This window comes from Paenibacillus sp. TAB_01 (genome assembly GCF_043945595.1).
In the GTDB taxonomy this organism is placed as follows: domain Bacteria; phylum Bacillota; class Bacilli; order Paenibacillales; family NBRC-103111; genus Paenibacillus_S.
In genome coordinates, this window is record NZ_JBIFNP010000001.1 from 1,281,581 (window position 1) to 1,307,107 (window position 25,527).

The 25,527-nt window shown below is 53.5% G+C and carries 21 protein-coding genes and 3 pseudogenes; 19 read left to right on the plus strand and 5 right to left on the minus strand.

The features are described 5' to 3' along the window. Position 1: 1 nt before the first annotated feature. From ruvB to yajC, 5 genes and pseudogenes are all read left to right on the plus strand, one after another. Positions 2–1,005 (plus strand): annotated as a pseudogene (gene ruvB, locus ACHHV8_RS06240) (Holliday junction branch migration DNA helicase RuvB). Between the two features lie 63 nt (positions 1,006–1,068). Beyond that, positions 1,069–3,234 carry a SpoIID/LytB domain-containing protein gene (locus tag ACHHV8_RS06245; RefSeq protein WP_395157507.1) on the plus strand — a complete coding sequence of 722 codons (2,166 nt, stop codon included), beginning with the start codon at positions 1,069–1,071 and terminating at the stop codon, positions 3,232–3,234. 7 nt (positions 3,235–3,241) lie between these two features. After that, positions 3,242–4,301: pseudogene (gene queA, locus ACHHV8_RS06250) on the plus strand (tRNA preQ1(34) S-adenosylmethionine ribosyltransferase-isomerase QueA). A gap of 83 nt (positions 4,302–4,384) precedes the next feature. Then, positions 4,385–5,524 carry a tRNA guanosine(34) transglycosylase Tgt gene (gene tgt, locus ACHHV8_RS06255; protein WP_395163435.1) on the plus strand — a complete coding sequence of 380 codons (1,140 nt, stop codon included), beginning with the start codon at positions 4,385–4,387 and terminating at the stop codon, positions 5,522–5,524. Between the two features lie 31 nt (positions 5,525–5,555). Then, positions 5,556–5,879: a preprotein translocase subunit YajC gene (gene yajC / locus ACHHV8_RS06260; protein ID WP_395157508.1), complete on the plus strand. Its 324-nt coding sequence runs from the start codon at positions 5,556–5,558 to the stop codon at positions 5,877–5,879. Positions 5,880–5,976: 97 nt separating this feature from the next. On the opposite strand, the gene ACHHV8_RS06265 is transcribed toward yajC, so the two are convergent. After that, positions 5,977–6,336, minus strand: a complete 360-nt coding sequence (locus ACHHV8_RS06265) for a TIGR04086 family membrane protein (RefSeq protein ID WP_395157509.1) — start codon at positions 6,334–6,336, stop codon at positions 5,977–5,979. 188 nt (positions 6,337–6,524) lie between these two features. Here ACHHV8_RS06265 and ACHHV8_RS06270 point away from each other — a divergent pair, with 188 nt between their 5' ends. Both ACHHV8_RS06270 and ACHHV8_RS06275 read left to right on the plus strand, forming a co-directional pair. Next, positions 6,525–7,838 (plus strand): ArsB/NhaD family transporter, encoded by a 1,314-nt coding sequence (locus ACHHV8_RS06270; protein ID WP_395157510.1) that lies wholly within the window; start codon positions 6,525–6,527, stop codon positions 7,836–7,838. Positions 7,839–7,967: 129 nt separating this feature from the next. Next, complete coding sequence (locus ACHHV8_RS06275) at positions 7,968–8,639, plus strand: DUF421 domain-containing protein (RefSeq protein ID WP_395157511.1); 672 nt, start codon at positions 7,968–7,970, stop codon at positions 8,637–8,639. A gap of 57 nt (positions 8,640–8,696) precedes the next feature. Here the strand turns inward: ACHHV8_RS06275 and spoVB are convergent. Further along, positions 8,697–10,263: pseudogene (gene spoVB / locus ACHHV8_RS06280) on the minus strand (stage V sporulation protein B). 163 nt (positions 10,264–10,426) lie between these two features. Here spoVB and ACHHV8_RS06285 point away from each other — a divergent pair. The 6 genes from ACHHV8_RS06285 (at position 10,427) to ACHHV8_RS06310 (ending at position 17,027) form a co-directional block, all read left to right on the plus strand. Beyond that, a complete protein-coding gene (locus ACHHV8_RS06285; RefSeq protein ID WP_395157512.1) occupies positions 10,427–10,762 on the plus strand; it encodes a post-transcriptional regulator in 336 nt (111 codons plus the stop codon). A 128-nt stretch (positions 10,763–10,890) separates the two neighbouring features. Then, positions 10,891–12,117, plus strand: coding sequence for a protein translocase subunit SecD (secD, locus tag ACHHV8_RS06290; RefSeq protein WP_395157513.1), 1,227 nt, complete (start codon positions 10,891–10,893; stop codon positions 12,115–12,117). After that, positions 12,107–13,018: a protein translocase subunit SecF gene (gene secF, locus ACHHV8_RS06295; protein ID WP_395157514.1), complete on the plus strand. Its 912-nt coding sequence runs from the start codon at positions 12,107–12,109 to the stop codon at positions 13,016–13,018. The genes secD and secF overlap by 11 nt, the downstream gene beginning before the upstream one ends. A 63-nt stretch (positions 13,019–13,081) precedes the next feature. Next, positions 13,082–14,035 carry a cation diffusion facilitator family transporter gene (locus tag ACHHV8_RS06300; protein WP_395157515.1) on the plus strand — a complete coding sequence of 318 codons (954 nt, stop codon included), beginning with the start codon at positions 13,082–13,084 and terminating at the stop codon, positions 14,033–14,035. 14 nt (positions 14,036–14,049) lie between these two features. Beyond that, positions 14,050–16,518, plus strand: a complete 2,469-nt coding sequence (gene recJ / locus ACHHV8_RS06305) for a single-stranded-DNA-specific exonuclease RecJ (protein WP_395157516.1) — start codon at positions 14,050–14,052, stop codon at positions 16,516–16,518. Continuing rightward, a complete protein-coding gene (locus ACHHV8_RS06310) occupies positions 16,515–17,027 on the plus strand; it encodes an adenine phosphoribosyltransferase (RefSeq protein WP_395157517.1) in 513 nt (170 codons plus the stop codon). The genes recJ and ACHHV8_RS06310 overlap by 4 nt, the downstream gene beginning before the upstream one ends. A 77-nt stretch (positions 17,028–17,104) precedes the next feature. Here the strand turns inward: ACHHV8_RS06310 and ACHHV8_RS06315 are convergent, their stop codons facing one another. Together ACHHV8_RS06315 and ACHHV8_RS06320 are read right to left on the minus strand one after the other, a co-directional pair. Further along, complete coding sequence (locus ACHHV8_RS06315; protein WP_395157518.1) at positions 17,105–17,776, minus strand: DUF2642 domain-containing protein; 672 nt, start codon at positions 17,774–17,776, stop codon at positions 17,105–17,107. A 398-nt stretch (positions 17,777–18,174) separates the two neighbouring features. After that, positions 18,175–18,558, minus strand: a complete 384-nt coding sequence (locus ACHHV8_RS06320) for a hypothetical protein (protein WP_395157519.1) — start codon at positions 18,556–18,558, stop codon at positions 18,175–18,177. A 270-nt stretch (positions 18,559–18,828) separates the two neighbouring features. On the opposite strand from ACHHV8_RS06320, the gene ACHHV8_RS06325 reads away from it, so the two are divergent. From ACHHV8_RS06325 to dtd, 3 genes are all read left to right on the plus strand, one after another. Beyond that, positions 18,829–19,884: a CotH kinase family protein gene (locus tag ACHHV8_RS06325; protein WP_395157520.1), complete on the plus strand. Its 1,056-nt coding sequence runs from the start codon at positions 18,829–18,831 to the stop codon at positions 19,882–19,884. A gap of 160 nt (positions 19,885–20,044) precedes the next feature. After that, positions 20,045–22,237, plus strand: coding sequence for a RelA/SpoT family protein (locus tag ACHHV8_RS06330; protein ID WP_395157521.1), 2,193 nt, complete (start codon positions 20,045–20,047; stop codon positions 22,235–22,237). Positions 22,238–22,269: 32 nt separating this feature from the next. After that, positions 22,270–22,710, plus strand: coding sequence for a D-aminoacyl-tRNA deacylase (gene dtd, locus ACHHV8_RS06335; protein ID WP_395157522.1), 441 nt, complete (start codon positions 22,270–22,272; stop codon positions 22,708–22,710). A 156-nt stretch (positions 22,711–22,866) separates the two neighbouring features. On the opposite strand, the gene ACHHV8_RS06340 is transcribed toward dtd, so the two are convergent. After that, entirely contained in the window at positions 22,867–23,043 is a 177-nt protein-coding gene (locus ACHHV8_RS06340; protein WP_395157523.1) for a hypothetical protein, read from the minus strand. 17 nt (positions 23,044–23,060) lie between these two features. On the opposite strand from ACHHV8_RS06340, the gene ACHHV8_RS06345 reads away from it, so the two are divergent. The 3 genes from ACHHV8_RS06345 (at position 23,061) to ACHHV8_RS06355 (ending at position 25,491) form a co-directional block, all read left to right on the plus strand. Beyond that, positions 23,061–23,237 (plus strand): hypothetical protein, encoded by a 177-nt coding sequence (locus ACHHV8_RS06345; protein WP_395157524.1) that lies wholly within the window; start codon positions 23,061–23,063, stop codon positions 23,235–23,237. Between the two features lie 296 nt (positions 23,238–23,533). Next, on the plus strand, positions 23,534–23,842 hold the full coding sequence (locus ACHHV8_RS06350) for a hypothetical protein (RefSeq protein WP_395157525.1): 309 nt from the start codon (positions 23,534–23,536) through the stop codon (positions 23,840–23,842). After that, positions 23,755–25,491 (plus strand): FAD-dependent oxidoreductase, encoded by a 1,737-nt coding sequence (locus ACHHV8_RS06355; RefSeq protein ID WP_395157526.1) that lies wholly within the window; start codon positions 23,755–23,757, stop codon positions 25,489–25,491. Before ACHHV8_RS06350 ends, ACHHV8_RS06355 begins: the two co-directional genes overlap by 88 nt. Positions 25,492–25,527: the final 36 nt, after the last annotated feature.

Here is a 25,527-nt window from a genome sequence, read left to right on the forward strand (position 1 = left end):
CATGGAGGACCGGATTATTTCAGCCAATCTGATGATGGAAGAACAAACGATGGAATTAAGCCTCCGTCCGCGTTATTTGGCCGAATACATCGGTCAGACCCAAGCGAAGGAAAATTTGAAAATCTATATCGAAGCCGCCAAAATGCGCAAGGAAGCGCTCGACCACGTGCTTCTCTACGGGCCTCCGGGACTCGGCAAAACGACGCTGTCGAACATTATCGCCAACGAATTGGGCGTCAATGTGCGCACGACCTCCGGCCCGGCTATCGAGCGTCCGGGAGATCTGGCGGCGATACTGACGAATCTGCAGGAAGGCGACGTGCTGTTCATCGATGAAATTCACCGCCTTCACCGGACCGTTGAAGAAGTTCTTTATCCGGCGATGGAGGATTTCGCCTTGGATATTATTATCGGCAAAGGCCCGAGCGCCCGCTCGGTTCGTTTGGATCTGCCGAAGTTCACCCTGGTCGGAGCGACGACACGCGTAGGCTTGCTGTCCGCTCCGCTTAGAGACCGTTTCGGAGTCGTCAGCCGGCTGGAGTTTTACAATGTCGACGAGCTTGCCTTCATCGTCAGCCGGACGGCGGACATTTTGCAGGTGCAGATCGTCGGCGAAGCCTCGGAGGAGATCGGCAGAAGATCGCGGGGAACGCCGCGGATCGCCAACCGGCTGCTCAAGCGGGTAAGAGATTACGCGCAAGTCATGGGGGACGGTATTATTACCGTCGATATTGCGCGGACGGCGCTTTTGGGCATCCAGGTCGATCATCTCGGTCTGGATGAGATCGATCATAAGATGCTCCGCGCCATTATTATGAGCTTTCAAGGCGGGCCCGTCGGATTGGATACGATCGCGGCAACGATCGGCGAGGAAAGCCAGACGATCGAAGACGTTTATGAGCCTTATTTGCTTCAAATCGGCTTTTTGCAGCGAGCCCCCGCGGCCGGGTCGCGACTCATCAGGCCTATCAGCATCTGGGTCTTCCTATACCGGATAACCGCTGACTCGGCCCCCGCCGCCGGACGGCGGGATACATACAACTTCGGGGAGAGGATGGCACAATAATAATGAAGAAACGGCATTCTGCATCGGGATCTATGCGGCAGTGGGCGTTAGCCTTAGGGATACATACGCTGGTTCTGGGAGCTTTTGCAGCGGTTGTCCCGGCGGCGCCCGCAGAAGCGGCAGCGGCAGCATCTGCGGCATTGCCCAAGCTGGATAACATAAGAGTGGCACTATTTATCGATACGGGGAAATACAGCGATATTACACCGTCGGTCACCTTATCCTCGGATAAAGGATTGACGGCGGCATTGACCGGAGCCGATGGGAAGCCCGGGACTCCTATTCCGGTTGTGTCCGGCGCCAAGACGCTCAGAGCCTCGCTGGACGGTTACCGGGCGCTGCTGCTAGAGACTGGAGATGCAGCGCAGGCGAAGGCGGCAGCGGCGAAGCTGACGGCGGCTAAAGAAGCCGGCGTCATCGCGGTGCGCGAAAAGCTGGGCAAGCCTGTGTATCAGCTGCTTGCGGGGCCTTACGCTTCGAAGGCGGCCGCAGCGGCCGCAATCAATAAGCTTGCGGCCGTTTCCGCCTCCGCAGGCGCTGCCAAAGGGTTTGCGCCGCGTGTGGCAGGCCCGCTGCACTGGAATGCAGGCGTCTTCGCTACCGAGGAGGCTGCAGCGGCCCAGGCCGCAGCGATCGGGCAGGCAGGCTTCGACGCCGACGTCGCTCTCATCGGCTCGGCTAACGGCGTGGCGTCGTTTGCCGTCATGGCCGGCAGCGCTTCGGATACGGCAGAGCTGAACGCTGTAAAGCAGCAGCTGACCGCAGCGCTGCCTGGGGTTGCTCTGCAGGCGCTAGATCCGGCTCAGCCGTATGCGCTTAAGCTAATGGAGCTGCCGGCTGCGGAAGCCGGAACGGCTGAGAGTTCCCCCCATCTGATGATCGGCAGCACCGCAGGCAAATGGTCCGTTTCGCCTGCGACGGCGTCGACCGTGAAGGTAATGGAGCGGTCGGAGTATACATATCACGGCAGCATAGAGCTGTCCGGACTGAACGGAAAGCTCGCCGTTATTAACGAGCTTCCTTTTGAACAGTACCTCGTCTCCGTCGTCAGCTCGGAGCTCAGCAAGGACTGGCCGCTGGAAGCGCTGAAGGCGCAGGCTGTCGCAGCGCGTACATATGCCTTGATGCAGGGAGTCAAATACCAGATCGCTCACGTATCGGATACGACGCTGGATCAGGCTTACAAAGGAGCGGAGGTGGAATTCCCCTCCGCCGCCGAGGCGGTTCAAGGCACCGCAGGCGAGGTTTTGGCCGACAAGAAAGGTTTGATCTCGCCGCTGTTTTATTCGAATGCCGGCGGGCTGACGGCCGATTCCACCGAGGTGTGGGGTAACAAGGTCGATTACCTGCAAAGTGTAGCTACGCCGGATGAAGGCGCCGCTAAGGGAAAAGCGATCTGGTACCGGATTGTGCAGCCGAACGGCAGAATGGGATACATTCATTCGGATTACGCCCGGGATACGGGGGAAAAGAATCCCGCGGGTCTGCCTTACTACGAGGCGACGGATATGGGGGTCAGCGTGCGTCCGGCGCCTTACGTCGACAACGCCGCCAATCCGGCCTTGTTCAAGGTGGATATCGGGGACCGGTTCGTCGTCTTCGATCAGGCGGTGGAATCCAATGCCTACTCCTGGATCCGCGGACCGTACGACAGCGAGAAGCTGAAGACCAGGATCAACGCCGTGCTGGCTAAGCCGATCAGCGGGGTGATCGATCAACTGGAGGTGTCCCAGCGCGGACCTTCCGGACGCGCGCTGCAAGTGAAGGCGAACGGCCAGGAGCTGAAGCCTCCTTACCCGGACGCCCTGCGCAGCCTGTTCAACAATTTGCCGAGCACCCGGTTTGATATTGAAGAAACGGGAAGGTATACTATATTGGGAGCGAACGGAACGGTTCGCAGCCAATCGCCTGCTATGCCGACCGTGTATTTGAGCGGCGACGGCGCAGCCAAGGCGGAGCCGGTAACCGATGCGTCCATGTTCGTGCTGAACGGCAGCGGACAGGTCCGGGCGACGGACAAGCAATCGACCTTTATTTTTAAAGGAACGGGCTTCGGTCACGGGCTCGGGATGTCGCAATGGGGCGCCAAGGGCTATGCGGAGCTTGGCTACGATTACAAAAAAATATTGCAGACCTACTATGTAGGAGTCTCTATAATCAAGGAATGAAGCCGATATGCAAGTAGAATGGTTTGACTATGAACTGCCGGAAAGATTAATTGCCCAAACGCCGTTGAAGTGACCGTACATCCTCCCGGCTGTTAACCTTGAACAAAGTGACGGGGGAAACCCGTCACGAAACATTTGAAGCGTTGATCGATTATCTGGAAGCCGGGGATGTGCTCGTGTTGAACGATACGCGGGTGCTGCCTGCCCGGCTTTTTGGCGTGAAGGCGGATACGGGAGCCAAAGCCGAGGTGCTCCTGCTGAAGCAGCTGGAAGAAGACCGCTGGGAAGCGCTCGTCCGGCCGGCCAAACGGCTGAAGGCCGGTTCGGTCATTGTCTTCGGAAGCGAGGATACCGAGGGCGGCGCGAAGCCGCTGCTTACGGCGACGGTGGAGGAAGAGCGGGATATGGGCAGCCGCGTCATTCGCTTCACCTATGAGGGGATATTCCCCGAATTGCTGGACCGGCTGGGGCAGATGCCGCTGCCTCCTTACATCAAGGAGCAGCTGCCGGAGCGCGAACGGTATCAGACCGTCTATGCGAAGCATGAAGGCTCGGCCGCGGCGCCGACCGCCGGCCTGCATTTTACGAAGGACTATTTGCATAGGCTGGAACAAAAAGGTATACAATTAGCGTATATTACGCTCCATGTCGGTCTGGGAACGTTTCGTCCCGTCACGGTGGACGATGTCGAGTCGCACGAGATGCACGAGGAGTATTATGAGGTCAGCGCCGAAGCGGCGGACCGTATCAATACTGCGAAGGCGTCGGGGCGGCGCGTCGTCGCCGTGGGCACCACTTCGGCACGGACGCTGGAAACGGCCGCACGGGTAAGCCCGCATCCGGGCAAGCTGGCCGAATGCAGCGGATGGACGAGTATCTTCATCTATCCGGGTGTTGAGCTTCAGGTGGTCGATGCGCTGCTGACCAACTTTCACCTGCCGAAGTCGACGCTGCTGATGCTGATCAGCGCATTGGCAGGCAGGGAGAAGATTATGGCGGCGTACAAGGAAGCGGTGGAGCGGGAATACCGGTTCTTCAGCTTCGGCGACGCGATGTTTATTTATTAGCTCAGACTCAGACGCATCGGAAAAGTCCCCGGGACGGCGGAAGCTCCGCCTTCCGGGCAGAGGTAAATATAGAAAGAGTGATGATCTTGCCTGCAGTAACTTACGAACATATTAAAACGTGCAAACAATCCGGAGCCCGTCTGGGCCGGGTGCACACCCCGCACGGCGTTATTGAAACGCCTGCTTTCATGCCGGTCGGTACGCAAGCGACGGTGAAAACGATGAGCCCGGAAGAGCTCAAGGCGATGGACGCGCACATTATTTTAAGCAACACATACCACCTCTTTTTGCGTCCGGGCCATGAGATTGTCCAAAAAGCGGGAGGACTCCACCGGTTCATGAACTGGGACCGTCCGATTCTGACGGACAGCGGCGGCTTCCAGGTGTTCAGCTTGAGCGATATGCGCAAAATCAGCGAAGAGGGCGTTGCCTTCAAATCGCATTTGAACGGGGACAAGCTGTTTCTTTCGCCGGAGAAGGCGATGGAAATACAGAATGCGCTCGGATCGGACATTATGATGGCGTTCGACGAATGTCCGCCCTTTCCCGCTGAGCATGCTTATGCGAAGCAATCGCTTGAGCGTACGACGCGCTGGGCCGAACGCTGCCTGCAAAGTCACGCCCGGCCGGACGATCAAGCCCTTTTTGCGATCATTCAAGGGGGCATGTACGAGGATTTGCGCAAACAGAGCGCAGCAGAGTTGACTTCCATGGATTTCCCGGGGTATGCTATTGGGGGATTAAGCGTCGGTGAGCCCAAGCACCTAATGTACGAGGTGCTGGATTATACGGTGCCGCTGATGCCGTTCAACAAGCCGCGTTATTTGATGGGCGTAGGCTCGCCGGATGCGCTGCTCGAAGGAGCGGTACGCGGGATCGATATGTTCGATTGCGTGCTTCCGACTCGTATTGCACGGAACGGCACCTGCATGACAAGCTCAGGCCGGCTGGTCATACGGAACGCCAAGTTTGCCGAAGATTTCGGCCCGCTGGATCCGGAATGCTCCTGCTACACGTGCACGAATTATTCGCGCGCGTATATACGGCATTTGCTCAAAGCGGACGAGACGTTCGGGATTCGTCTGACAACGTATCATAACCTTCACTTCCTGTTAGAGCTGATGCGTCAGGTCCGGCAAGCGATTCGAGAAGACCGGCTGCTGGATTTCCGTGATCATTTTTTTGAAAAATACGGCTTAGATGAAAACGGAAAAGGTTTTTAAACGTATAGTAAAGGGAAAGGGGGGATAACGCATGTGGTTAGCAGCTGATGCACCTGCTCAAGCGCAGGGGCTGGAAGGTTATTTAATTACATACGGTCCGTTAGTTTTAATGTTTGTCGTCCTGTATTTCTTATTGATTCGTCCCCAGCAGAAGCGTCAAAAGACACGTTCCATGATGCTGGGCAATCTGAAAAAAGGCGATAAGGTCGTCACCATCGGAGGCCTTCACGGAACGATCTTGGAGATTACCGACGATACGGTTATTTTGCGTGTCAACGATGTAACCAAGCTCACCTTCGAGCGTTCTGCGGTGAATGCGGTGTCAAGCACCGCTTCTGCGGAAGAGAAGAAGTAAGTACGGAGAAACACCAAAAAATGCGAGCCTCCTGGCAATAGGATGGCTCGCATTTTTTGTTGCCGGTCGCATGGGGCGGCGGGGCGGATGACCCGTCCTATTTTTTAACGTTAACACCAATCATGCCTCCCAACGCGCCGGCTGCAAAGGACAGTAGAGCCAGGTAGAGGGTTTGCGCCGAGAAGCCCGCATCATAGGCCAGGAAGCCGATGAGCCAGACGATAAGCGTATACACGATCCCCAGCACGCCGCCGTGATACCAGCCCTTGCTCTCGCTTCGTTTCCCGGAGACGATGCCCCCGATAAACATGGCGATGCCGTGAATGGACATGGTATAGGCGAACAAGGAGCTTTCCTGCAGACTGGTTGCAAGCATCAATAAAGAAGTCAACAGCGTGCCGATGAGCATAAATACCATAGCGAACATTAAACCAGAGAATAAAGGCGATTGCTTCATGGGTCCGGTTCTCCTTTCACAACTCTTCTATCATCATTGTATGGGTCCGTACATAAAAATAGTACGGGTTGTTCTGGACGGAGAGGAGGGAAATCAAGTATAATGTCGGGTGCATCCTACCACGTTCAATTTGGAAAAAACCGGAATGAGTTTTTTTCGGAAATCACCGAAAGGAAGTGGAAACAATTATGGAATGGCAGCTTGCACAATGGCAGCAGATAGCCGGAATGATTATTTTTATAGCAGCTTTTGCACTGATTGTATCAGGGAGTCTGCCTCGGGCTTACGTGGCCTGGGGCGGCGTAATTCTTATGCTCCTGCTCGGCGTTGAATCGTTCGGCGCGCTGTGGGGAAGTCATCTGGCTTGGGAAACGATTTTTCTGTACGCGGGCTTGATGGTTATGTCGGGGATGGCAGCCGAGACCGGCCTGACGGCATTCCTGGCCGTTAAACTGGCGCAGCGAATCGGCGGAAGCGCATTCCGGCTTTTCGTTGTCTTGACGCTTGTCGCCGCATGCGGGGCGGCGTTTCTGGATTCGGTAAGTATGGTGCTCATTCTGGTGCCGTTAACCTTGTCATTAACTAAGAAGAACGGATGGCCGCCGCTTCCCTGGATTATAGGGGAGTCGATAGCGGCCACGCTGGGAGGAAGCGCGACGTTAATCGGCACCGTGCCGAATGTATTGCTGGGGACGCTGGAGGGGGGAGCGCTTACTTTTAACGATTTCTGGATGCGCTTGGGGCCGATTATGGTGCTGAGCTATGGCGTACTGCTGGTTGTCTTTCGTGTAGGGTATGCCAAGGTATGGAGAGAAGCCGTCCTGCCGGCAGCGACGTTGCAATCGTGGGACACGCCGTCTCTCCTCCGGGACAAGAGGGCGGCAGCGGCTGCATCGGTTGTATGGCTGCTCGTTATTGCCGGGTTTATTCTCCAGTCCAAGCTGCCGTTCTCGATTGCCTGGATTTCAATAGGCGGCGCGGTCCTGCTGATTTTGCTGAACGTGAAGCAGGGCAGATGGAAGGATGCCGTATTTTCCGTAGATTGGGGAACATTGGCTTTTTTATTAGGGTTTATTGTTTTAGCAGGCGGGGTTACACGGACAGGCGTAATGAACCAGGCGGCGGTCAAGCTGATGGAGCTTTCTTCCGGAAATCCCGGATATCTTTCCCTGCTTCTACTCTGGGTATCGGGCATTGCTTCCGCCACGCTGGATGGAGTACCTTACACAGCCGCGGTCATCCCGCTTGTCCGGACTTTGATTTCCCATTTGGACGCAGCGGACGGAAGTCAGATCCGTGCCTTATGGCTGAGTGTGGCATTGGGAACGGGGATCGGCAGCAGTGCTACATTGCTTGGTTCGACGGCTCACATCATCGCTTCCGGACTTGCCATGCGGGAAGGGCACAGGCTTACCTTCGTACAGTTTATGAAGTTCGGAGCATGGACGGCGCTGTTCTCGTTAATTGCTGCATCAGCCTATGTGATATTCGTGCTGCTGTAATACATAGCCGGTTCAAACAGAGATTATTGCCAACAATTCGTAAGCCGGTAAACGGTATGACATGATAACCCCAAGGTCAAAATATCCATGGAAACAGCCCTGTACTCAACCGAGGAAGGAGCCGCGGATATGCTGACCCTTTTTTTTCGCACCATTTTGGTTTACTTTATCGTTTTCCTGACATTGCGCATTATGGGAAAGCGCGAGATCGGAAAGCTGTCGGTATTTGATCTGGTCATTTCGATCATGATAGCGGAAATTGCGGTTTTTGTGCTGGAGGATACGGAGAAGCCGATGTTCGAAGGAATTTTGCCGATGATCACCTTGGTTGGCGTTCAAATCTTCATTGCCTTTTTGTCGCTGAAAAATGAGAAGCTGCGCCGGCTTTTTGAAGGAAAGCCCGCTTACATTATTCAGAACGGAGAGCTGAACCGCAAAGTGATGAAGCAGCACCGCTATAACTTGGACGATCTTTTGCTGCAGCTGAGACAGAACAGGGTGATGGATGTGGCGGATGTGGAATTTGCCATTCTGGAGCCGTCCGGAAAGCTGACCGTTGTGGAAAAAAAGCCCCCTGCACCGCAGGAGGCGGACGATAAGCAGCCGAAAATTCGCTACGAGGGCCTGCCCGTACCGCTTATCATGGATGGAAAGGTACAGGACGATGGCCTGGAAAAAATCGGGAAGACGAGGTTTTGGCTGAAAAGCCAGCTGCAATCCAAAGGAGTTCGTGAGTTTAAAGAGGTTTTTTTCTGTACGATCGATCATCGGGGGAGATGGTTTATCGACCGGAAACGGTAAAAGGTAAACCGGAAGCCGGAAGAACGGAACCGGAAAATCGTATTCCGCCGCCGGCTTTTATTTGACGAATTTTTTGCCCAGCCATACGATCCGCAGCAGATCGCTGCGCTGAATAAGGCGGAGGAAGACCGAGCAGATCAAGTATAAGAGCATGCCTGCGGTGCAGGCCGCCATAAAGCGGATCAAGCCGTTATCCGACCACTGAAACTGCATGATGGAATAGCTCGCCCAGCCCGAAACCGCTACCGCGGCGGCTATTTTCAGAAAATCGGCGCCATGCATCCGGAAACGGAGCAGCTTGACCACACTGTGCCAATGCAAAAGAGTGACCAGCACAATATTGATGTTGATGGCTACAATCGCGCCCAGGATGCCGAACTGCGGCTTGCTTGCAAGCAGGACGATAAGTGCAAGCTTGGCTACGGAGCCGATCAAAGTATTGACCAGGGCGCTTCCCGGCCTGTTCGATTGCCTGGAGCGTTGCCTGAAGCGGAGCCTGGCAGTAGATGAACAGCGCCACCGGCGCCATGATCTTGAGCATGGAGGCAATTTCGCGGCTGCCGTATAAATACTGGCAAAGCGGCTCGGCAAGCACGAACATCATCATGGCAAAAGGGGCGCCTGTCACCAGGGCGAGCTTCAAGGATTGATGGAGTCTGGCATGAATCGTTTTCATGTCCCCTTGGGCCGCGGCCTCCGATAAGGACGGAATTAAGGAGACGGATAAGGAGTAAGTCAGAGCGCTCGGGAGCAGCAGGACTGGCATAATCATTCCCTGCAGAGCGCCGTACTGTGCGGTTGCCAGCCCGGGGGCTACGCCGGCCAAGGCCAGACTCTGGACAATCAGGATCGATTCGAAAAAATAGGAGCATGAGCCGACAAGCTTGCTCCCGGTAATCGGAACGGCCAGTCCCATCAGCTGCCGCAGCTGGTGCCATCTTCCGGCCATGAGCTCCGAGCCGATTCTGGCCGAAGGAACGCCGTGAGAGCTTCTGCGGCTGCGGCGATAAGAAATGTAGAGCACGGCGACGGCGCAGATTTCTCCGATGAGGACGCCGACCATCGCACCCGCCGCGCCATACTCAATCCCGTAAGGCAGCATCCAATAGGCGAACAGCAGAACGGTAAATATGCGGACGATCGTTTCGACGACCTGCGAGAGTGCGGTGGGCACCATATTTTGCCTTCCTTGAAAGTATCCCCTGTACACGGAACCGACGGCCACGAAGATGAGAATCGGCGTCATGCAGATGAAGGTCAGGTACACGCGGGAATCCGTAAACAAATGGTCCGTAATCCAGCGGGCTCCCAATAGGCTCATGGCCGCGAAAAGAATGCTCAGGCCTGTAGAGAAGCTCAGCGCAAGCCGAAAAATACGCCGGATCCGGGCTTCGTTGTTCTCCGCCTCGGCCTCGGCGACCAGCTTGGCTACCGCAATGGGGATGCCGCCTGTAATCAGAGTCATCAGGACGATCAGGAAGGGATAGCCCATCTGATAAAGCCCTACGCCTTCGGCACCGATCAGCCGGGGGAGCGTAATTCTGGGAATGAAGCCGAGGATGCGGTTAATTATGCCGGCTGCAAGCAGAATCATGGTGCCGTGTATGAACGACTGTTTCGTCATTGTAAATCCCTCTTCCTCCCATGGGTTACTTAATGGATATGCGGAACCTGTCCTATGGCATGCACAATTTTTATCAATTTTGAGCTGCCAGGGCAGGAAATGAACGGTTCGCAGCGAATATTAGCTTACAAATCAGAATGCTGCGCGGCAGGAGGGAACGGCGATGGGGGAAGAGGAGCGTGACGCATCGGTTTTAAAGGCTGAAGAGGAAGCGGAGGAGCCTATGCTTGCGGAGCAGGAGCAGACCGAGGAGCCATTGTCCGATGAGGAATTGAGTGGGGTCATTGAGAATATATGTAACAGCAAGGCGGAGGAATTTCATATGCTCGGCTACGAGCATGTGACAGGCAAGGAGATATGGGAGTGCGTAAGCGACAAGTACCGGAAAACCGGAATTCCGCATCTCCACAGGATTGTAAACGATATTTTATCGCTTAAGGTCACGAGCTTTATGAACTGGCTGACCATGAGCATTTATAAATCGGACCCTTTCAAATAACGGAAGGGTTATTTTTTTTCCGATGGAACGAACGCTTCTTGCGACCGGCTGGAAATTTGTCAAATTGACTCGTTTTTCGCAGGTAGGTATAATAGGCATATTGAGACTGGAAGGAGATCGTTATTTATATGAAACGGATTGTGATCTTTATTCTGGTAGTGCTTGTGACGCTGGGCATTGCCGGGTATACCACTCCAAGCTTGGTTAACAACATTAAGCTGGGATTGGACTTAAAGGGCGGTTTCGAAATTTTGTATGTCGCCGAGCCGATTGAGGCAGGCAAGCAAGTCACGCAGGACGCGCTGAAAGAGACAGCCCGCAGCCTGGAGAAGCGCGCCGATTCCTTGGGCGTTGCCGAGCCGGAAGTGACGACGGAAGGAACGAACCGCATTCGTGTTCGTTTGGCGGACGTAAAGAACGAAGAAGAAGTCCGCAAGAGCATGAAGGAGCCGGCTGAACTGACATTCCGCGGTCCTGACGGCACGAAGGAAATGATTGGGAGCGATTTCGTAGAGGGCGCGGCCAAAGTAGGCTTTGACCAGTCCAACCGTGCGCAAATCAATATTAAAGTAAAAGACGCCGAGAAATTTAAAAAGGTCACCGAGAAGCTGGTGGGTAAACCGCTTGCCATTTATTTGGACGAGCGGCAGTTGTCCGCGCCTATCGTACAGAGCGTACTGTCGGACGGCAATGCTACCATTTCCGGTAATTATACGTATGAGGAAGCCAAGGAGCTTGCCGATACGATCAACTTAGGGGCTCTGCCGCTGAAGCTGACCGAGAAATATACGCAAGTGGTCGGCGCATCGCTTGGCCAGTTGTCCTTGCACCAAACGGTCGAAGCCGGTTTAATCGGCGCGATTCTGATTCTGATTTTCATGGTTGCTTTTTACCGCTTGCCGGGTCTGGTTGCAGCCTTTACCCTCATTACTTACATCTGGCTGCTGCTGGGCGCATTCTGGCTGATGAAAGCGACGCTGACCCTGCCGGGGATCGCGGCCTTCGTGCTCGGGATCGGGATGGCGGTCGACGCCAACATCATTACGTATGAACGGATCAAAGAAGAAATCCGCAGCGGCAAAAGCTTGCTTTCTTCCTTGAAATCCGGTTCCAAGCATTCGTTCCGTACAATCATGGATGCGAACATTACGAACTTGATCTCCGCCGCTGTATTGTACTACGTGGGGAACGGAGCGATCCGCGGATTTGCCTTAACGACGATTATGAGTATTATTTTGAGTATTCTGACGAACGTATTCTTCTCGCGTCTCCTCATTCACTTGTTGATCAAGAGCAACAAGTTTAATAAGCCGTCCTTGTACGGTGTGAAGGAGGCCGAAATCCGTGGACTATAGGAACCATTTTGATTTTATAAAAAACCGCAACAAGTTTTTCGGCATTTCTTCCGCGCTTTTGCTGATCGGCCTGATCGTGCTTGTAGCCTTCGGCCTGAATTATGGCGTTGACTTTAAAGCGGGGACCTCGCTCGATATTAATGCGGGACAAACCGTGACCCGGGAGCAAGTGGATAAAACGTTCGACAGTTTGGGATTGAAGCCTGCGGTTGTTTCGATCAGCGGCAACAATGACCATATCTCGGCGCGGTATGACACGATCCTTTCCGAAGCCGATGTGAAGAAAATCAATGAAGGCATGAAGACCGCCTTCGGCGACAAAGTTTCGCAGGAGGTCAACACCGTATCGCCGGACATTGCCCGCGAGCTGGGCGTCAAAGCCATGATTGCGGTAGCCATTGCCAGCGTTGCGATTTGCATTTACGTAAGTATTCGCTTTGAATGGCGGTTTGCCATTGCGGCCATTATCGCCATCTTGCATGATGCTTTCATCGTTATTGCGGTATTCGCTATTTGCCGCTTTGAAGTGAATCTGCCGTTTGTTGCGGCTGTTCTGACAACAATCGGTTATTCTATCAACGATAAAATCGTTATTTTTGACCGGGTCAGAGAGAATCTGCGCTTCACCCGCCTGAAAACCTCGGAAGATTTGTCCAATATGCTGAGCAACAGTATTTGGCAGACGATGGCGAGAAATATTAATACGGTCGTGGTTGTTCTTATCGCCGCGCTGTGCTTGTTTATTTTCGGCAGCGAGTCCATCAAGCTGTTCGCGCTTGCCAAAATTATCGGATTGACCTCGGGGGCGTATTCCTCCATTTGTATTGCCAGTCCTTTGTATTATCTGCTGAAGAATAAATCCTTGAGTTCTAAAACCAGGGCTGCTGCAGTAAAAGAATAATAGCTGGCCGCGTAAATCTATATTTCCGCGGCCTTTCTATCAATTCCCTTAAGGAGTGGCCCCATGACTGAGGAACGTATGCAAAAAGCCGAATTCGGCACTTGGATCGGTATCGTCGGCAATCTTGGCCTGGCGGTCATGAAAGGGGCGATGGGATACTTCTCCGGAAGTAAGGCGCTGATCGCGGACGCTCTCCATTCGGCCTCGGACGTGGCAGGCTCTTTTGTAGTGCTGACAGGACTAAGGGCGGCAAAGCAGCCCAAGGAGGATCAGCGCGCGCTCGGACAGGGAAGACCCGAAGTGATGATCTCCATTATCGTCTCTGTCGTTCTGCTGGCCATCGGCTGCGAAATCGCCGTGACATCCCTGAAGACGCTCTACCATGGCGTAGCGTCTGCGCCTAGAGCCTCCGCTTTGGTTGCTATCGCGATCTCTATTGTGGTAAAAGAATTCATGTTCCAGTATAAATCCCGGCTGGGAAGCAAGCTTTCTACTCCTAGGTTCACCGTCTTTGAAGGGGAGCGCAGGTCGGATTTATATAGTTCGCTGGCCGCTTTGGTCGGCGTATTGGGAGCCATTATCGGCAATTATTCCGGTTATGCTTATCTTTATTATTTAGACCCTTTGGCGGGTGTTTTTATTGCGTTTCTGGTGTTGAGAATGGGCTGCCGTCTTGTGATGGAAGCCGTACATAGCCATATGGAGCACAAGCTTCATGAAGATGACGCAAAAGCATTGATTCAGACGGTACAAACGATTAAAGGCGTTATTGCGGTTGACGAGCTGCGGGCGAGAGAGCACGGACATTACGTCCTGGTAGATATTCAAATCAGCGTGAACCCGAGAATCTCGGTTCAAGAGGGGCATGAAATTGCAAGGCTTGCGAAGCAAGCGCTGATGAAAAGATTTCATCATGTTTCGGACGTATCGATTCACGTTAATCCTTATGATCCGGGATATCCGTACAAGAACAATGCGGATTCCGATCCCGATCATTACCCCACTTTATTGCATTAAAACGGAGGTTACACATGCTTCAAGCACGGGCAAGGTGGAAAATAAGCGAGGTTGATGCTCGTCAGGTGGAGGAATTGTCGAACGAGCTGCATATTTCTCCTCTCGTAGCCCGACTGTTAGTCGTGAGAGGAATTGCGGACAAGGAGCATGCGGCGGCATTCTTATTCGGAGGAACGGATCTGATTCACGATCCGTTCCTTTTAGATGGTATGGACCAAGCTGTCGCTCGGATTCGGGAGGCGTTGGAGCAAGGGCAGTACATTCGGGTGTATGGAGATTATGATGCCGACGGAGTAAGCAGCACCACGCTGATGGTGCATTTGCTCCGCCAGCTGAATGCTTCCTTCGATTACTATATCCCGCACCGTGTTCACGAAGGCTACGGTCTTAACAAAGCGGCGATGGAGGCTGCCCGCGACCAAGGGGTGCAGCTGATTATTACCGTGGACACGGGGATTAGTGCTGTGGAAGAGATTGCTTATGCGGCGGAGCTCGGCATTGACATTATCGTGACCGATCATCACGAGGCGCCGGAACGACTGCCGGACGCATTTGCCATCATTAACCCGAAAAAGCCGGGCTGCCCCTATCCCTTCAAGCAGCTGGCCGGCGTAGGCGTTGCGCTGAAGCTGGCGCAGGCGTTGTTAAACCGCTGGCCCGAAGAGCTGCTCGAATTTGCAGCCATCGGGACGGTGGCCGATCTGATGCCGCTGCTTGACGAAAACCGGGTTATCGTCCGGCAGGGCATCGAACGGATGCGGTCAACCTCGAATAAGGGGATCCGCGCCCTGTTGGAAGTTGGCGGCATCGCAGCGAAGGACGTGAATGCGACCCATATCGGGTTTGCCTTGGCGCCGCGCATCAATGCGAGCGGCAGGCTGAACAATGCCGATGATGCGGTTCGTCTGCTTATTTCGGAGGATTTGGCTTCCGCGGTGCAGATGGCTGAAGAGCTGGATCATCTCAATAAAGAACGGCAGCGGCTTGTTGAGGAAATGACCAAGGAAGCGATTGAACTGCTGGAGCAGAAAAAAGCCGAGCAGGGAGGCCTGCCCGGCGTGATCGTGCTCGCCCGGGAGCAGTGGAATGTGGGGGTTATAGGTATCGTCGCCTCGAAGCTGGTCGATAAAGTATACCGCCCCACGATTATATTGGGCATTGATCAAGAGACCGGCATGGCGAAAGGCTCCGCGCGCTCGATCGCCGGGTTTGATATGCATCAGGCGCTTACCCGCTGCCATGATCTGATGGATCATTTCGGCGGGCATCAAGCGGCGGCGGGCATGACCTTGGCCCGGGAGAAGCTGCCCGAGCTTGAGCGCAGGCTGAACCTGCTGGCCGAGGAGTGGCTGTCTCCGGAGGACTATACGCCGATTCTGCAGGCGGACCTGGTCAGCACCCTGGAAGACGTCTCCTTGGAGACGATTCGCCAGCTGGAGCAGCTGAGTCCGTTCGGCATGGGGAATCCGACGCCTCGTTTCGTTATTCCAAGCGTCCGGTATCAGGAGCTGAGGACGATAGGCAAGGAGCAGCAGCATATCAAGCTGACGCTGCAGCAAGCCGTTCAGGAAACCTCTGCCGCGCTGGATGCGGTAGGGTTCAATAAGAGCGGGCTGCTGCCGTGGATATCTTCAACGGCGGCGATGGATGTTTTGGGCGAGCTGTCGGTGAATGAATGGAACGGCGTGCGCAAGCCGCAGATGATTCTTCAGGATGCCCGAATCGAACATATTCAGCTGTTCGATTGGCGCGGAGCGGCGAAGCTCGAGAACAGGCTCAAGGAGCTTGCCGAGCGATTGCAGCAGCAGTCCCCGTCCCTCGGTAAAGGAGGGGAGGGAACTCCGATGTCCGCTATTATTGCATTCGATTCGAACGCGGCCCGAACGCAGCGGTATCTGTTCGAGTCTTATCCGGTTTGGGGGATGGAGCCGGGCGGGAAGCCCGGATTGATTCCTTTAAACGGTATGGCAGAGCGGGGATCTCTGGCGGAGGCAACGGACTGGATCTTATACGATCTCCCTCCTTCGTTATCTGAGCTGGAGTCGGCTGTGGCACAGGCTGTTAAGGTTCAACGCTGGTATGCCGTCTTCAGCTCCGGCGATAAGAAGGAAAGCTCTCTGCCGACCCGGGATATGTTCAAGAAAGTATACGGCGCGGTACAGCAGCAGCAGGGAAGGCCGCTGGCGCGAAACGTATTCCTGGACGGGATTTCCAGACGCTCCGGTTTATCCCCGGCCTTAGTGCAGTTCATGCTGGACGTGTTCACCGAGCTGGGGTTTATCCATCAAAGCCCCGAAGGAATTACGGCCGTACCGCAGCCGGCCAAGAAAGATTTAGCTACCTCGGCTTTGTACCGGAAACGGCAGCAAAGCATGGAGGTGGAGCAGATACTGCTGTATTCCAGCGCACAAGAGCTACAGGAATGGCTTCTTAAAGCCGCACAGACGAAGGCACAATCGACATTATTGGAGGAAATAGTATGAATTTCAAAGAATATATCCGCGTCATTGAAGATTTCCCGCAGCCGGGCATCAGCTTCAAGGACATCACGACCTTATTGCATAACGGACCTGCATACAAACAGGTCATTCAAGAAATGGCGCGTCAGCTGAAGGATAAGCAGATCGACGTTATTGCCGGGCCGGAGGCGCGCGGCTTTGTTATCGGAGCGCCGCTCGCGGTTGAGCTGGGCATCGGATTCGTACCTATTCGCAAGAGCGGCAAGCTGCCGGGCGAGACGATTGAGGCCGACTACGCGCTTGAATACGGCAAGGATAAGCTTGCGATGCACAAGGATGCCATCCAGCCGGGGCAGAAGGTGCTGATTGCCGATGATTTGCTGGCAACCGGAGGAACGATTGCGACGTCGATTAATTTGGTTAATCAGCTGGGCGGCGAAGTTATCGGTGCGGCCTTCCTGATCGAGCTGGAGGAACTGAACGGACGCGAGAAGCTGGGCGGAATCGATATCGTTTCCCTGGTTCAATATTAATAAGTCAAAGACCCGAATCCGGATAGGAATTCGGGTCTTTTTTTTGTTTAAACGATGCATGCTTCCGACATGGCGGATTACGGCAAATGAACGCTTTTAATATGATCCATATGAAGAAAAACCGGTTCGCCGCCGGCTGCGACCAGCTCGATCAAATGATTTTGTATCGTTTTAAGCTGGCCGATTCTGTTCGCATGCTCACCCAAATTCAGGATCACGAACTGGCCTTCCAGCTTTTTGAGCTGCTGGTCGAAGGTCCGGGCCAAGGTCATTGTCGCGGGACTGAGCGGAAAACGCTCGGGAGTCAATGCATAAGGCGTTACATTCGGATCATAAGGAATCATATATTTTAAATGCTGCATGGGAATATATACTGCATGAAACACGGGGGAGTAGAAGACGAAGTAGTCATTCATAATGCTTGTCACATAGCCGTGGATGGTCTGATTCCCGCTTGTATAAATCTCGCTGAAAACCCCTTTGGCATTCATGAGAATCTTTCGATAGGCGATATCCGTTTGATTTTCAAAAGGGAGCTCATCCGTTAGGTTATCCTCGCAGGGGATCGGGCTTTCTTCGGATAGAGTAAGCTGCTTCAAGTGAAGCAGAGGGGTATATTGAAACTTTTTTCCGTTATATAAAACGAGAATATCGCTGCCCACATCGATCAGCTTGCCCTGCATCGGTGTTTTTTTGCCTGAAATGAGAAGCTCGACCTGTTTTCCAATCAAGGCTTTGATGGCCGTCATAGTTGCACCTCCAATCCCAATGGATTGCTTGTATTGTTTGAGGGAATCACTCCACAAGGAAGCGGAAGTTTCTATTATAATCTCCCCCGTGAAACAACTAGCTTTGCTGAAGTCTATAGAATCCCGGTGCGCCAAGTACGGGATCCTGCCCTCCTCTGTTGAAGCATCTATTGGAAAAATTGCCGATAGTCTATCGATTTACCCCATCGGCACCAGCCTCCTTCCAACAGTCATGATAGGGAATCCATAATTTAAATATATGTATCCGGTAAGGATTGGTACTGGTTTGAAATCTAGAAATAGTAAATTCCACTTCTATCTCCGCTAGGATTGTAAGATACCAAAACATAGGGATATTGATATATTTCCGAATCTATGAACTATGGTCCAGAACCTTCCTATGATTTCTTCATAGAATAAACTAATTCTAAAAATAGGAGGCAGATGAAATGAGTGTTGATAGAAGCAAGGGGAAGAGCAAAGGTAAAAGCTGTGGATGCGCTAAGGAGAGCAAAAGCAGCCCTAAAATGAAATCTTGGAAGGAATGCAGCAAAGGAAACCATAGCCACAAAAGCCATCGCAGCATGCAGGGCGAAACAACAAAAGGCAATCGCAGCCAACACTGCTGCTGGGAGCACAAAAGTCATAAAAGCCATAAGAGCCATAAAAGTCATGTAAGCCAAGGCCACAAAAGCCATCGCAGCCATTACAGCCCTATCGCGCAGGAATATTGGTGCTTGTGCGGTCATAATAAGCATCAAGAGGGCGGCTATAGCAGCCACGACATCGGATAATTGTTCCTATGGGAACAGACGCCGTGGCTTCAGTATGGATAATCGCATACAGTGAATTACCTATAAGAAGTCTATCAATTCATTTGATAGGCTTTTTTCTTGGTTGGTTCACGGGTGAAAATAAGCATTTGCCGCCAGGAATCAATCACGTCATACGCACACGTCTTGGGGCACGGTCTTAGGGAGCAGTCCTTGCGCCGTCACTTCTACGAGACGTCGGAGCGGTCATCTTTGACATAGAGAGGCGGTTTTCAGCAGATGGAGCTTCCCACTCGAAACATTGTGATTGGCGATCAGGATCTGAAGACATTGGAGAAAGATATATGGAGCGACAAGTTCGTCGATGCTTTTATCGTTAGCGGAGGCAAAAGAGAGCCGATTCAGCTGCGTTACCGCGGGGGGCATACGCGAAACTACCCTAAACGGTCGTATGAGATCGTCCGCAGGGGCAAAACCTTCCATTACAATGCGGAATATGACGATCCTTCCATGATACGCAATGCTTTATCGTTCAAGTTTTTTGAATGGATCGGAGTGCCCTGCTCCAGTACCCGTCACTGCCTTCTGAAGCTGAATGAGGAGAGCCTGGGGGTCTACCTGGAGATCGAGGGCGTAGACCGGATGTTTTTCCGGCGGCGGGGGATTGCGGTTCAATCTTTGTTCTACGCGGTGAATGATTACGCGAATTTCAGCCTGCTGGGCCCGGAATCCGACCGGAAGAAGTCGTCTTTGTTTAAAGGCTACGAGCAAAAGATGGGCAGGCAGGCGGATCGTACCGAGTGGAAGGCGTTCATTTCACGGCTGAATACGCTTAAAGAACCGCAATTAAGCCGATACTTGATGAAGGAGCTGGATATCGACAACTATTTGCGATGGCTGGCGGGAGCGGTGTGTACGGGAAATTACGACGGCTTCGACCAGAACTACGCCGTATACCGGCATAAAACCAGAAAGAAATACCGGATGATTCCTTGGGATTATGAAGGAACCTGGGGCCGGAACTGCTATGGCAAAAAATGCGGCAGCGATCTGGTCCGGGTAACCGGCTATAACGAGCTGACCAAAAAGCTGCTTTCCAATAAAGCCGTCAGGCTTCGCTATAAAAACCTGTTAAAGCAAATTTTGAAGTCCCATTTTACCGTCACCAAAATCGATCCGCTTGTACTGAAAATGACGCAGAGTATTGCGCCTCATATATATAGGGATACCGCCAGGAAGTGGTCGCTGTCCGTTTTCGACGGAGAGCGCCAGCTGATCCGCAGCTACATTCGGGAGCGCAGGGAGCTGATTAAGGAGGCGCTGAGCAAGCTCTAATTTGACCTGAGCAAGCTCCGGCTTGAGCGATTGTCCCCTCCGGGATGCTAAAACCTCTTAGACAGCAGCAAAATATGTCGAAATAGAGCAAATAAGTTGACGTAGTGCCTATCGGGGAGGCATAATGAATTAAAATCGATTTAAGGGAATGGATAAACGAATGGGGATAGAGCAGCTTCTTGAGAAGGCGGCCGGCTACGTCAAAGAAAATGATCTGAAGCGGATTAGGGAAGCCTACGAGTTCGCTGAACAGGCTCATTCGGGCCAAGTTCGCAAATCCGGGGAGCCTTATATCCTGCATCCGCTTGCGGTTGCCGAAATCTTGGTTAACATGCAGATGGATACGACATCTATCATCGCCGCGCTGCTCCACGATGTGGTAGAGGATACGACGGTTTCTTTGGAGACGGTTGAGGCCAAATTCGGCAAAACCTGTGCCATGCTGGTGGACGGCTTGACTAAACTGGAAAAAATCAAGTTCAAAAGCAAGGAAGAGCATCAGAACGAAAACTACCGTAAAATGTTTGTAGCTATGGCTCAGGATATTCGGGTCATCCTGATCAAGCTTGCCGATAGATTGCACAATATGCGTACGTTAAAGCATCAGTCCGAGGAAGCGCAGCGCCGGATTGCCGACGAAACGCTGGAGATTTTTTGCCCGATTGCACACCGTCTCGGTATTTCCGCGATCAAGTGGGAAATGGAAGACATCGCACTCCGTTATTTGAATCCGCAGCAGTATTACCGGATCGTTAATTTGATGCAGAAGAAGCGGGCGGAGCGGGAGAAATATATCGATGACGTCATCTCCACAGTTAACGAGAAGCTGTCCGAAATGGGGATAGAAAGCGATATTTCCGGACGACCTAAGCATATATACAGCATTTATAAGAAAATGACGGCGCGCAACAAGCAGTTTAACGAAATTTACGACCTGCTTGCCCTGCGGATCATTGTAGATAACATAAAAGACTGCTATGCCACTTTAGGCATTATTCATACGCTTTGGAAGCCGATGCCCGGCCGGTTCAAGGATTATATCGCGATGCCGAAGCCGAACATGTACCAGTCCCTGCATACGACGGTTATCGGCCCGAAGGGAGAGCCTCTCGAGGTTCAGATTCGTACCTTCGAAATGCACAAAACGTCGGAATACGGAGTGGCTGCGCACTGGGCTTACAAGGAAGGCAGCATGGTGCCTTCAGGCAGCTTCGAGGATAAGGTCGGCTGGTTCCGGGAAATTCTGGAGCTGCAGCAGGATACGGAAAATGCGTCCGAGTTTGTGGAATCGTTGAAGATGGATTTCTTCTCGGACCTTGTTTTCGTCTTTACACCTAAAGGTGAGGTGATCGAGCTTCCGGCCGGCTCGGTCCCGTTGGACTTTGCCTACCGGATTCATACGGAGGTCGGCAACCGGACGATCGGCGCCAAAGTAAATGGCCGGATCGTACCGCTGGATCATCGTTTGAAAACGGGGGATATCGTGGAAATTTTGACCTCCAAGCATTCCTATGGGCCCAGTCAAGATTGGATTAAGCTGGCCCAGTCTTCCCATGCGCGCAGTAAAATCCGGCAGTGGTTCAAGAAGGAAAAGCGCGAAGAGAACGTGGAGAAGGGCAAGGATGCGATCGAGCGCGAGCTGAGACGTCTCGGCATCGATCCGCCTACGCTGATGAAAGACGATGAGCTCCTTGAGGTGGCCAAAAAGTTTAATTTCAACGAAGTCGAGGACATGTTCTCTGCCGTCGGCTTTAGCGGGATTACGGCCGCCCAAATCGTTACCCGCCTCACCGAGAAGATGCGCAAGGAAGCGGAGGAAGCTCAGGCGCAGGCGCTTCAATTAACGAACGAGATCAAGGAAGTCGTTAAAGCCCCTGCCGAGCGCAAAAACCGGCCAACCCACGGTATACGCGTGAAAGGAGTGGACAACCTCCTCGTTCGCTTTGCCCGCTGCTGCAATCCGGTGCCGGGAGACCAGATCATCGGTTACATCACGCGCGGCCGGGGCGTATCGGTTCACCGCGCGGACTGCACGAATATCCCTGCGCCCGATTGCGGCGAGGAAGGGAACCGCGTCATTGAAGTGGAATGGTCGGACGCGGTGGAAGCGAACTACAGCGTAGAAATTGAGATTACCGGCCATAACCGTCCGGATATGCTGAATGACGTGCTCCATGTCGTTTCGGAGAGCAAGACGCTGATCTCTGCGGTGACAGGCCGTTCGGACAAGAATAAAATGGCGATCATTCATATGACGATTCTGATCCGCAATGTGGAGCATCTGCACTCGGTTGTAGAAAAGATCAAACGGGTGCGGGACGTTTATTCGGTGCAGCGGATCATGCAATCCTGAGGAAGCCAAATAGAATAGAGGTAAGACAAGCGATGCGAGTAGTAGTACAGCGAAGCAAGCAGGCGCAGGTGACGGTGGAGGGGAATATCGCCGGAGCCATCGAGCACGGGCTCGTGCTGCTGGTCGGAGTGACCCATGAGGATACCGAGCAGGATGCGCGCTATGCGGCCGAGAAAATAGCCGGTCTGCGTATTTTTGAGGATGAGACCGGGAAAATGAATTTGTCCGTTACGGATACGGGCGGTCAGATTTTGTCCGTCTCCCAGTTTACGCTTTATGGCGATTGCCGCAAGGGCAAACGCCCGAACTTTATGGCCGCAGCCCGTCCCGAGCAGGCTTTGCCCTTGTACGACAGGTTTAACGAGCTGCTGAGAGAGCAGGGCCTAAGGGTGGAAACGGGCGTCTTCGGCGCCATGATGGAGGTATCGCTGGTCAACGATGGGCCGGTGACGCTGATCGTGGAAAGCCGTTAGGCTGATCTGGTGCGGCAGACGGCAGGGGAAGCCCCTGCCGTATCGGGAAAGGGTTGTCCTGCAGTCAAATGGCTGTGCGGGACAACCCTTTTTTGGGTTTAGTAGGTTTTCAGAGGCCGTGACCAGAGCCTATACCGATTTTCTCAACTCTGAGGCTCAGCGGCCCCATTGCAAGCGGAACGCGGCACAATCGGAACGGCCGGTTGGGTCAACGACGACAAGCGGCTTGCGGCAGAAAGAGGCGAATACCGTTTCTCCGGCAGGCGCTCCATTTATCGTTTCCTCCCAGATTAGCGCTCCCTGAAATTGGACAACATAGACATATATCCTCACAACAAGGAGCTCATCTGATGCATCAATCGGGAAAAGAGAAACTGACGGTTCAACCGGAGCAGCAGCTGCTTTGCTGCAGCATGGGAGAAGCGGTTGCCATGACAGCCGCCGCATTAACGGTAGACGAAACGGCCGCTGATTACTCCTCGATCAGCGAGCAGTTGAAGCGGCTGCCCCGCAAAACCTTTCGCTGACGGAGGGGGACATGAAAAGGCTTCCGGGAGGGAATTCTCCCTGGGGCCTTTTTGCGCATTTTATTCGCGGGTCTACATGTGGTAAACTTAAATCTAGTTTTGCGTTTGATAGGGAAACAAGCATTGTTGCCCGAACTCGTTGCAGTAAGGAAGCTTAGTTGGCGGGCAGTCAGCAGGAAGCGGCTTTGGCTTTAAGGTAAAAGTGAAACCAATAGCGCAGCAGCTTCGTCAATACATAAGAGATTTGTCTGTTGTCGAGACAGGTCTGACTACTATGATGAAATACGGGGTGCAGGATGGGTAGAGAGGGGTATTCAACCGGTAATAAAAAAGGATGGCTGCTGGCCATCGCCGCCGTTGTGCTTGTTGCGGCGATCGGAGCAGGGTCGTATATGCTGGCCAAGCGAGGAGCGGGAGCGGGAACAACCGCGAAGCCGCAGGCGCTGCAGGAAGTCAAGTCGGTGAAGAATGTTAAGAGCAGCTACGATGTGATTGTCGTCGGGACGGACCGGAAGGGGTGGCAGCCGCTGTATCGGCGGCGCGCAACGGACAATCCACGCTGCTTGTGGACGGGCATGACCGCGATGTACTGGGGGGGCTTATGACCGAAGGCTGGCTGAACAGCATCGATATGAACTATGAGCCGACCAAAAATGTGCTGACGAAGCACGATATTATGAATAAGGGTATATTCAGCGAATGGTATAACCAAATCGAAGGGGATTCCTTCGACGTCACAACGGCAGCCAACGCATTCTACCAAATGGTGGCCAAGGAGAAGAACATCGATGTGCTGATGAAAGCCAAAGCGATTGAGCCGCAGGTTGCGTCCGATGCGGGAAGTGCAGCCGCCCAAATAAGCGGAGTGACCCTTACTAAGGCGGATGGCACCAAGCAGACGGTTCAAGCGAAAGCGGTTATAGACGCTACGCAGGATGGTGACATTGCGGCTGCGGCAGGCGTTCCGTTCACGGTCGGCCGGGAGGATCTGGGCGATCCGAAGAGCCGGATGGCCGTTACCGCGGTGTTCCGCCTGAGCAACATTACGCCCGAGCGGTGGAAGCAATTCGGCAAGACGATTGCCGCGGAGGATAAAGGGCAAGGGAAATACGGCATTAACGAGATGAGTCTCTGGGGCTTCGATAAAATGCAGGAGTATCCTGCCGTCAATAAAGAAAAGGTCCGCATGCGCGGTCTGAACGGCGGCCGTCAGAAGGACGGCACGATGCTGGTAAACGCGCTGCAAATCTTCGGAGTCGATCCGTTCGATCCGAAATCGAAGCAGGAAGCCTTTCAAATCGCGAAGGACGAGCTGCCGCACGTGCTTGCCTACTTGAAAGAAAAGTACCCTGATTTTGAGGGCGTGGAGCTCGACGGTATCGCTCCCGAGCTGTATGTGCGCGAATCGCGTCATATTCAGGGAGAATACCGGCTTTCCATTAACGATCTGCTGGAAAACCGGGACCAATGGGACCGGATCGCTTTCGGAGGCTACCCGGTAGATATTCAGCGAACCAGTCCGAAGGACAACGGAGCGGTAGTCATCGATCCGGATAAATATGCGGTTCCTTTCCGCAGCATCGTTCCGCTGAAGGTGGATGGTTTGCTGGTCGTGGGGCGTGCAGCGAGCTATAACACGCTTCCTCATGGAAGCGCGCGCGTGATTCCGGTCGGTATGGCGGAAGGTGAAGCGGCAGGAGCGGCCGCCAAGCTTGCCAGCGAGAGCGGCATGAGCTTCCGGCAAATGTCGGCGTCCAAGGAAACGATCGCCAAGCTTCAGGATATGCTGAACAAGCAGGGAATGGACTTGAAGCCATTCGCGTTAAAGCCGGCTCCGTTCATGGAGAACAAGTCGTATGAGGGCTTGAAAACGGCTGTTAGTCTTGGACTCGCTACAGGCGGATACAAGAACGAGTTCGATTTGGACAAGGCTTCCAATTTGCAGCGGATGGTTAATCTGCTTGAAGGCATGCGCAAGTTCAAGCCGGCTTCCATGCAGGGGAGCGCAGCGGCCGTTATCGCCAATGTCAAGGACGCGGCCAAGCAGCCTCTCACGCTCGACCAAGCGGCGCAGTTGGGCGCAGCTTTGCTGAAGGTGGATGCGCCTCAAGGGACTGCGCTACAGGTACTGCAAGCCCAAGGCGTTCTAAGCAAAGCCACGGTCGATGGCATCTCCAACAAACAGGAGCTGACCAACGGGGACACTTATATGATCGTTCGTGACGTATATAAGAAGGTAACCGAGGCAAAATAAAGGGCAGTTGGCCATTCCTGTCGCAAGAACGCGCAT

Excerpts from the sequence above, each read along its gene's own strand:
- ACHHV8_RS06330 (WP_395157521.1), top strand. The coding sequence starts at position 20,045 with ATGGGGATAGAGCAGCTTCTTGAGAAGGCGGCCGGCTACGTCAAAGAA.
- yajC (WP_395157508.1), top strand. The coding sequence starts at position 5,556 with ATGTGGTTAGCAGCTGATGCACCTGCTCAAGCGCAGGGGCTGGAAGGT.
- ACHHV8_RS06275 (WP_395157511.1), top strand. The coding sequence starts at position 7,968 with ATGCTGACCCTTTTTTTTCGCACCATTTTGGTTTACTTTATCGTTTTC.
- ACHHV8_RS06350 (WP_395157525.1), top strand. The coding sequence starts at position 23,534 with ATGGGTAGAGAGGGGTATTCAACCGGTAATAAAAAAGGATGGCTGCTG.
- ACHHV8_RS06270 (WP_395157510.1), top strand. The coding sequence starts at position 6,525 with ATGGAATGGCAGCTTGCACAATGGCAGCAGATAGCCGGAATGATTATT.
- ACHHV8_RS06315 (WP_395157518.1), bottom strand. The coding sequence starts at position 17,776 with ATGACGGCCATCAAAGCCTTGATTGGAAAACAGGTCGAGCTTCTCATT.
- ACHHV8_RS06265 (WP_395157509.1), bottom strand. The coding sequence starts at position 6,336 with ATGAAGCAATCGCCTTTATTCTCTGGTTTAATGTTCGCTATGGTATTT.
- dtd (WP_395157522.1), top strand. The coding sequence starts at position 22,270 with ATGCGAGTAGTAGTACAGCGAAGCAAGCAGGCGCAGGTGACGGTGGAG.
- ACHHV8_RS06285 (WP_395157512.1), top strand. The coding sequence starts at position 10,427 with ATGGGGGAAGAGGAGCGTGACGCATCGGTTTTAAAGGCTGAAGAGGAA.
- ACHHV8_RS06245 (WP_395157507.1), top strand. The coding sequence starts at position 1,069 with ATGAAGAAACGGCATTCTGCATCGGGATCTATGCGGCAGTGGGCGTTA.
- secD (WP_395157513.1), top strand. The coding sequence starts at position 10,891 with ATGAAACGGATTGTGATCTTTATTCTGGTAGTGCTTGTGACGCTGGGC.
- ACHHV8_RS06310 (WP_395157517.1), top strand. The coding sequence starts at position 16,515 with ATGAATTTCAAAGAATATATCCGCGTCATTGAAGATTTCCCGCAGCCG.
- ACHHV8_RS06300 (WP_395157515.1), top strand. The coding sequence starts at position 13,082 with ATGACTGAGGAACGTATGCAAAAAGCCGAATTCGGCACTTGGATCGGT.
- ACHHV8_RS06345 (WP_395157524.1), top strand. The coding sequence starts at position 23,061 with ATGCATCAATCGGGAAAAGAGAAACTGACGGTTCAACCGGAGCAGCAG.
- recJ (WP_395157516.1), top strand. The coding sequence starts at position 14,050 with ATGCTTCAAGCACGGGCAAGGTGGAAAATAAGCGAGGTTGATGCTCGT.
- ACHHV8_RS06325 (WP_395157520.1), top strand. The coding sequence starts at position 18,829 with ATGGAGCTTCCCACTCGAAACATTGTGATTGGCGATCAGGATCTGAAG.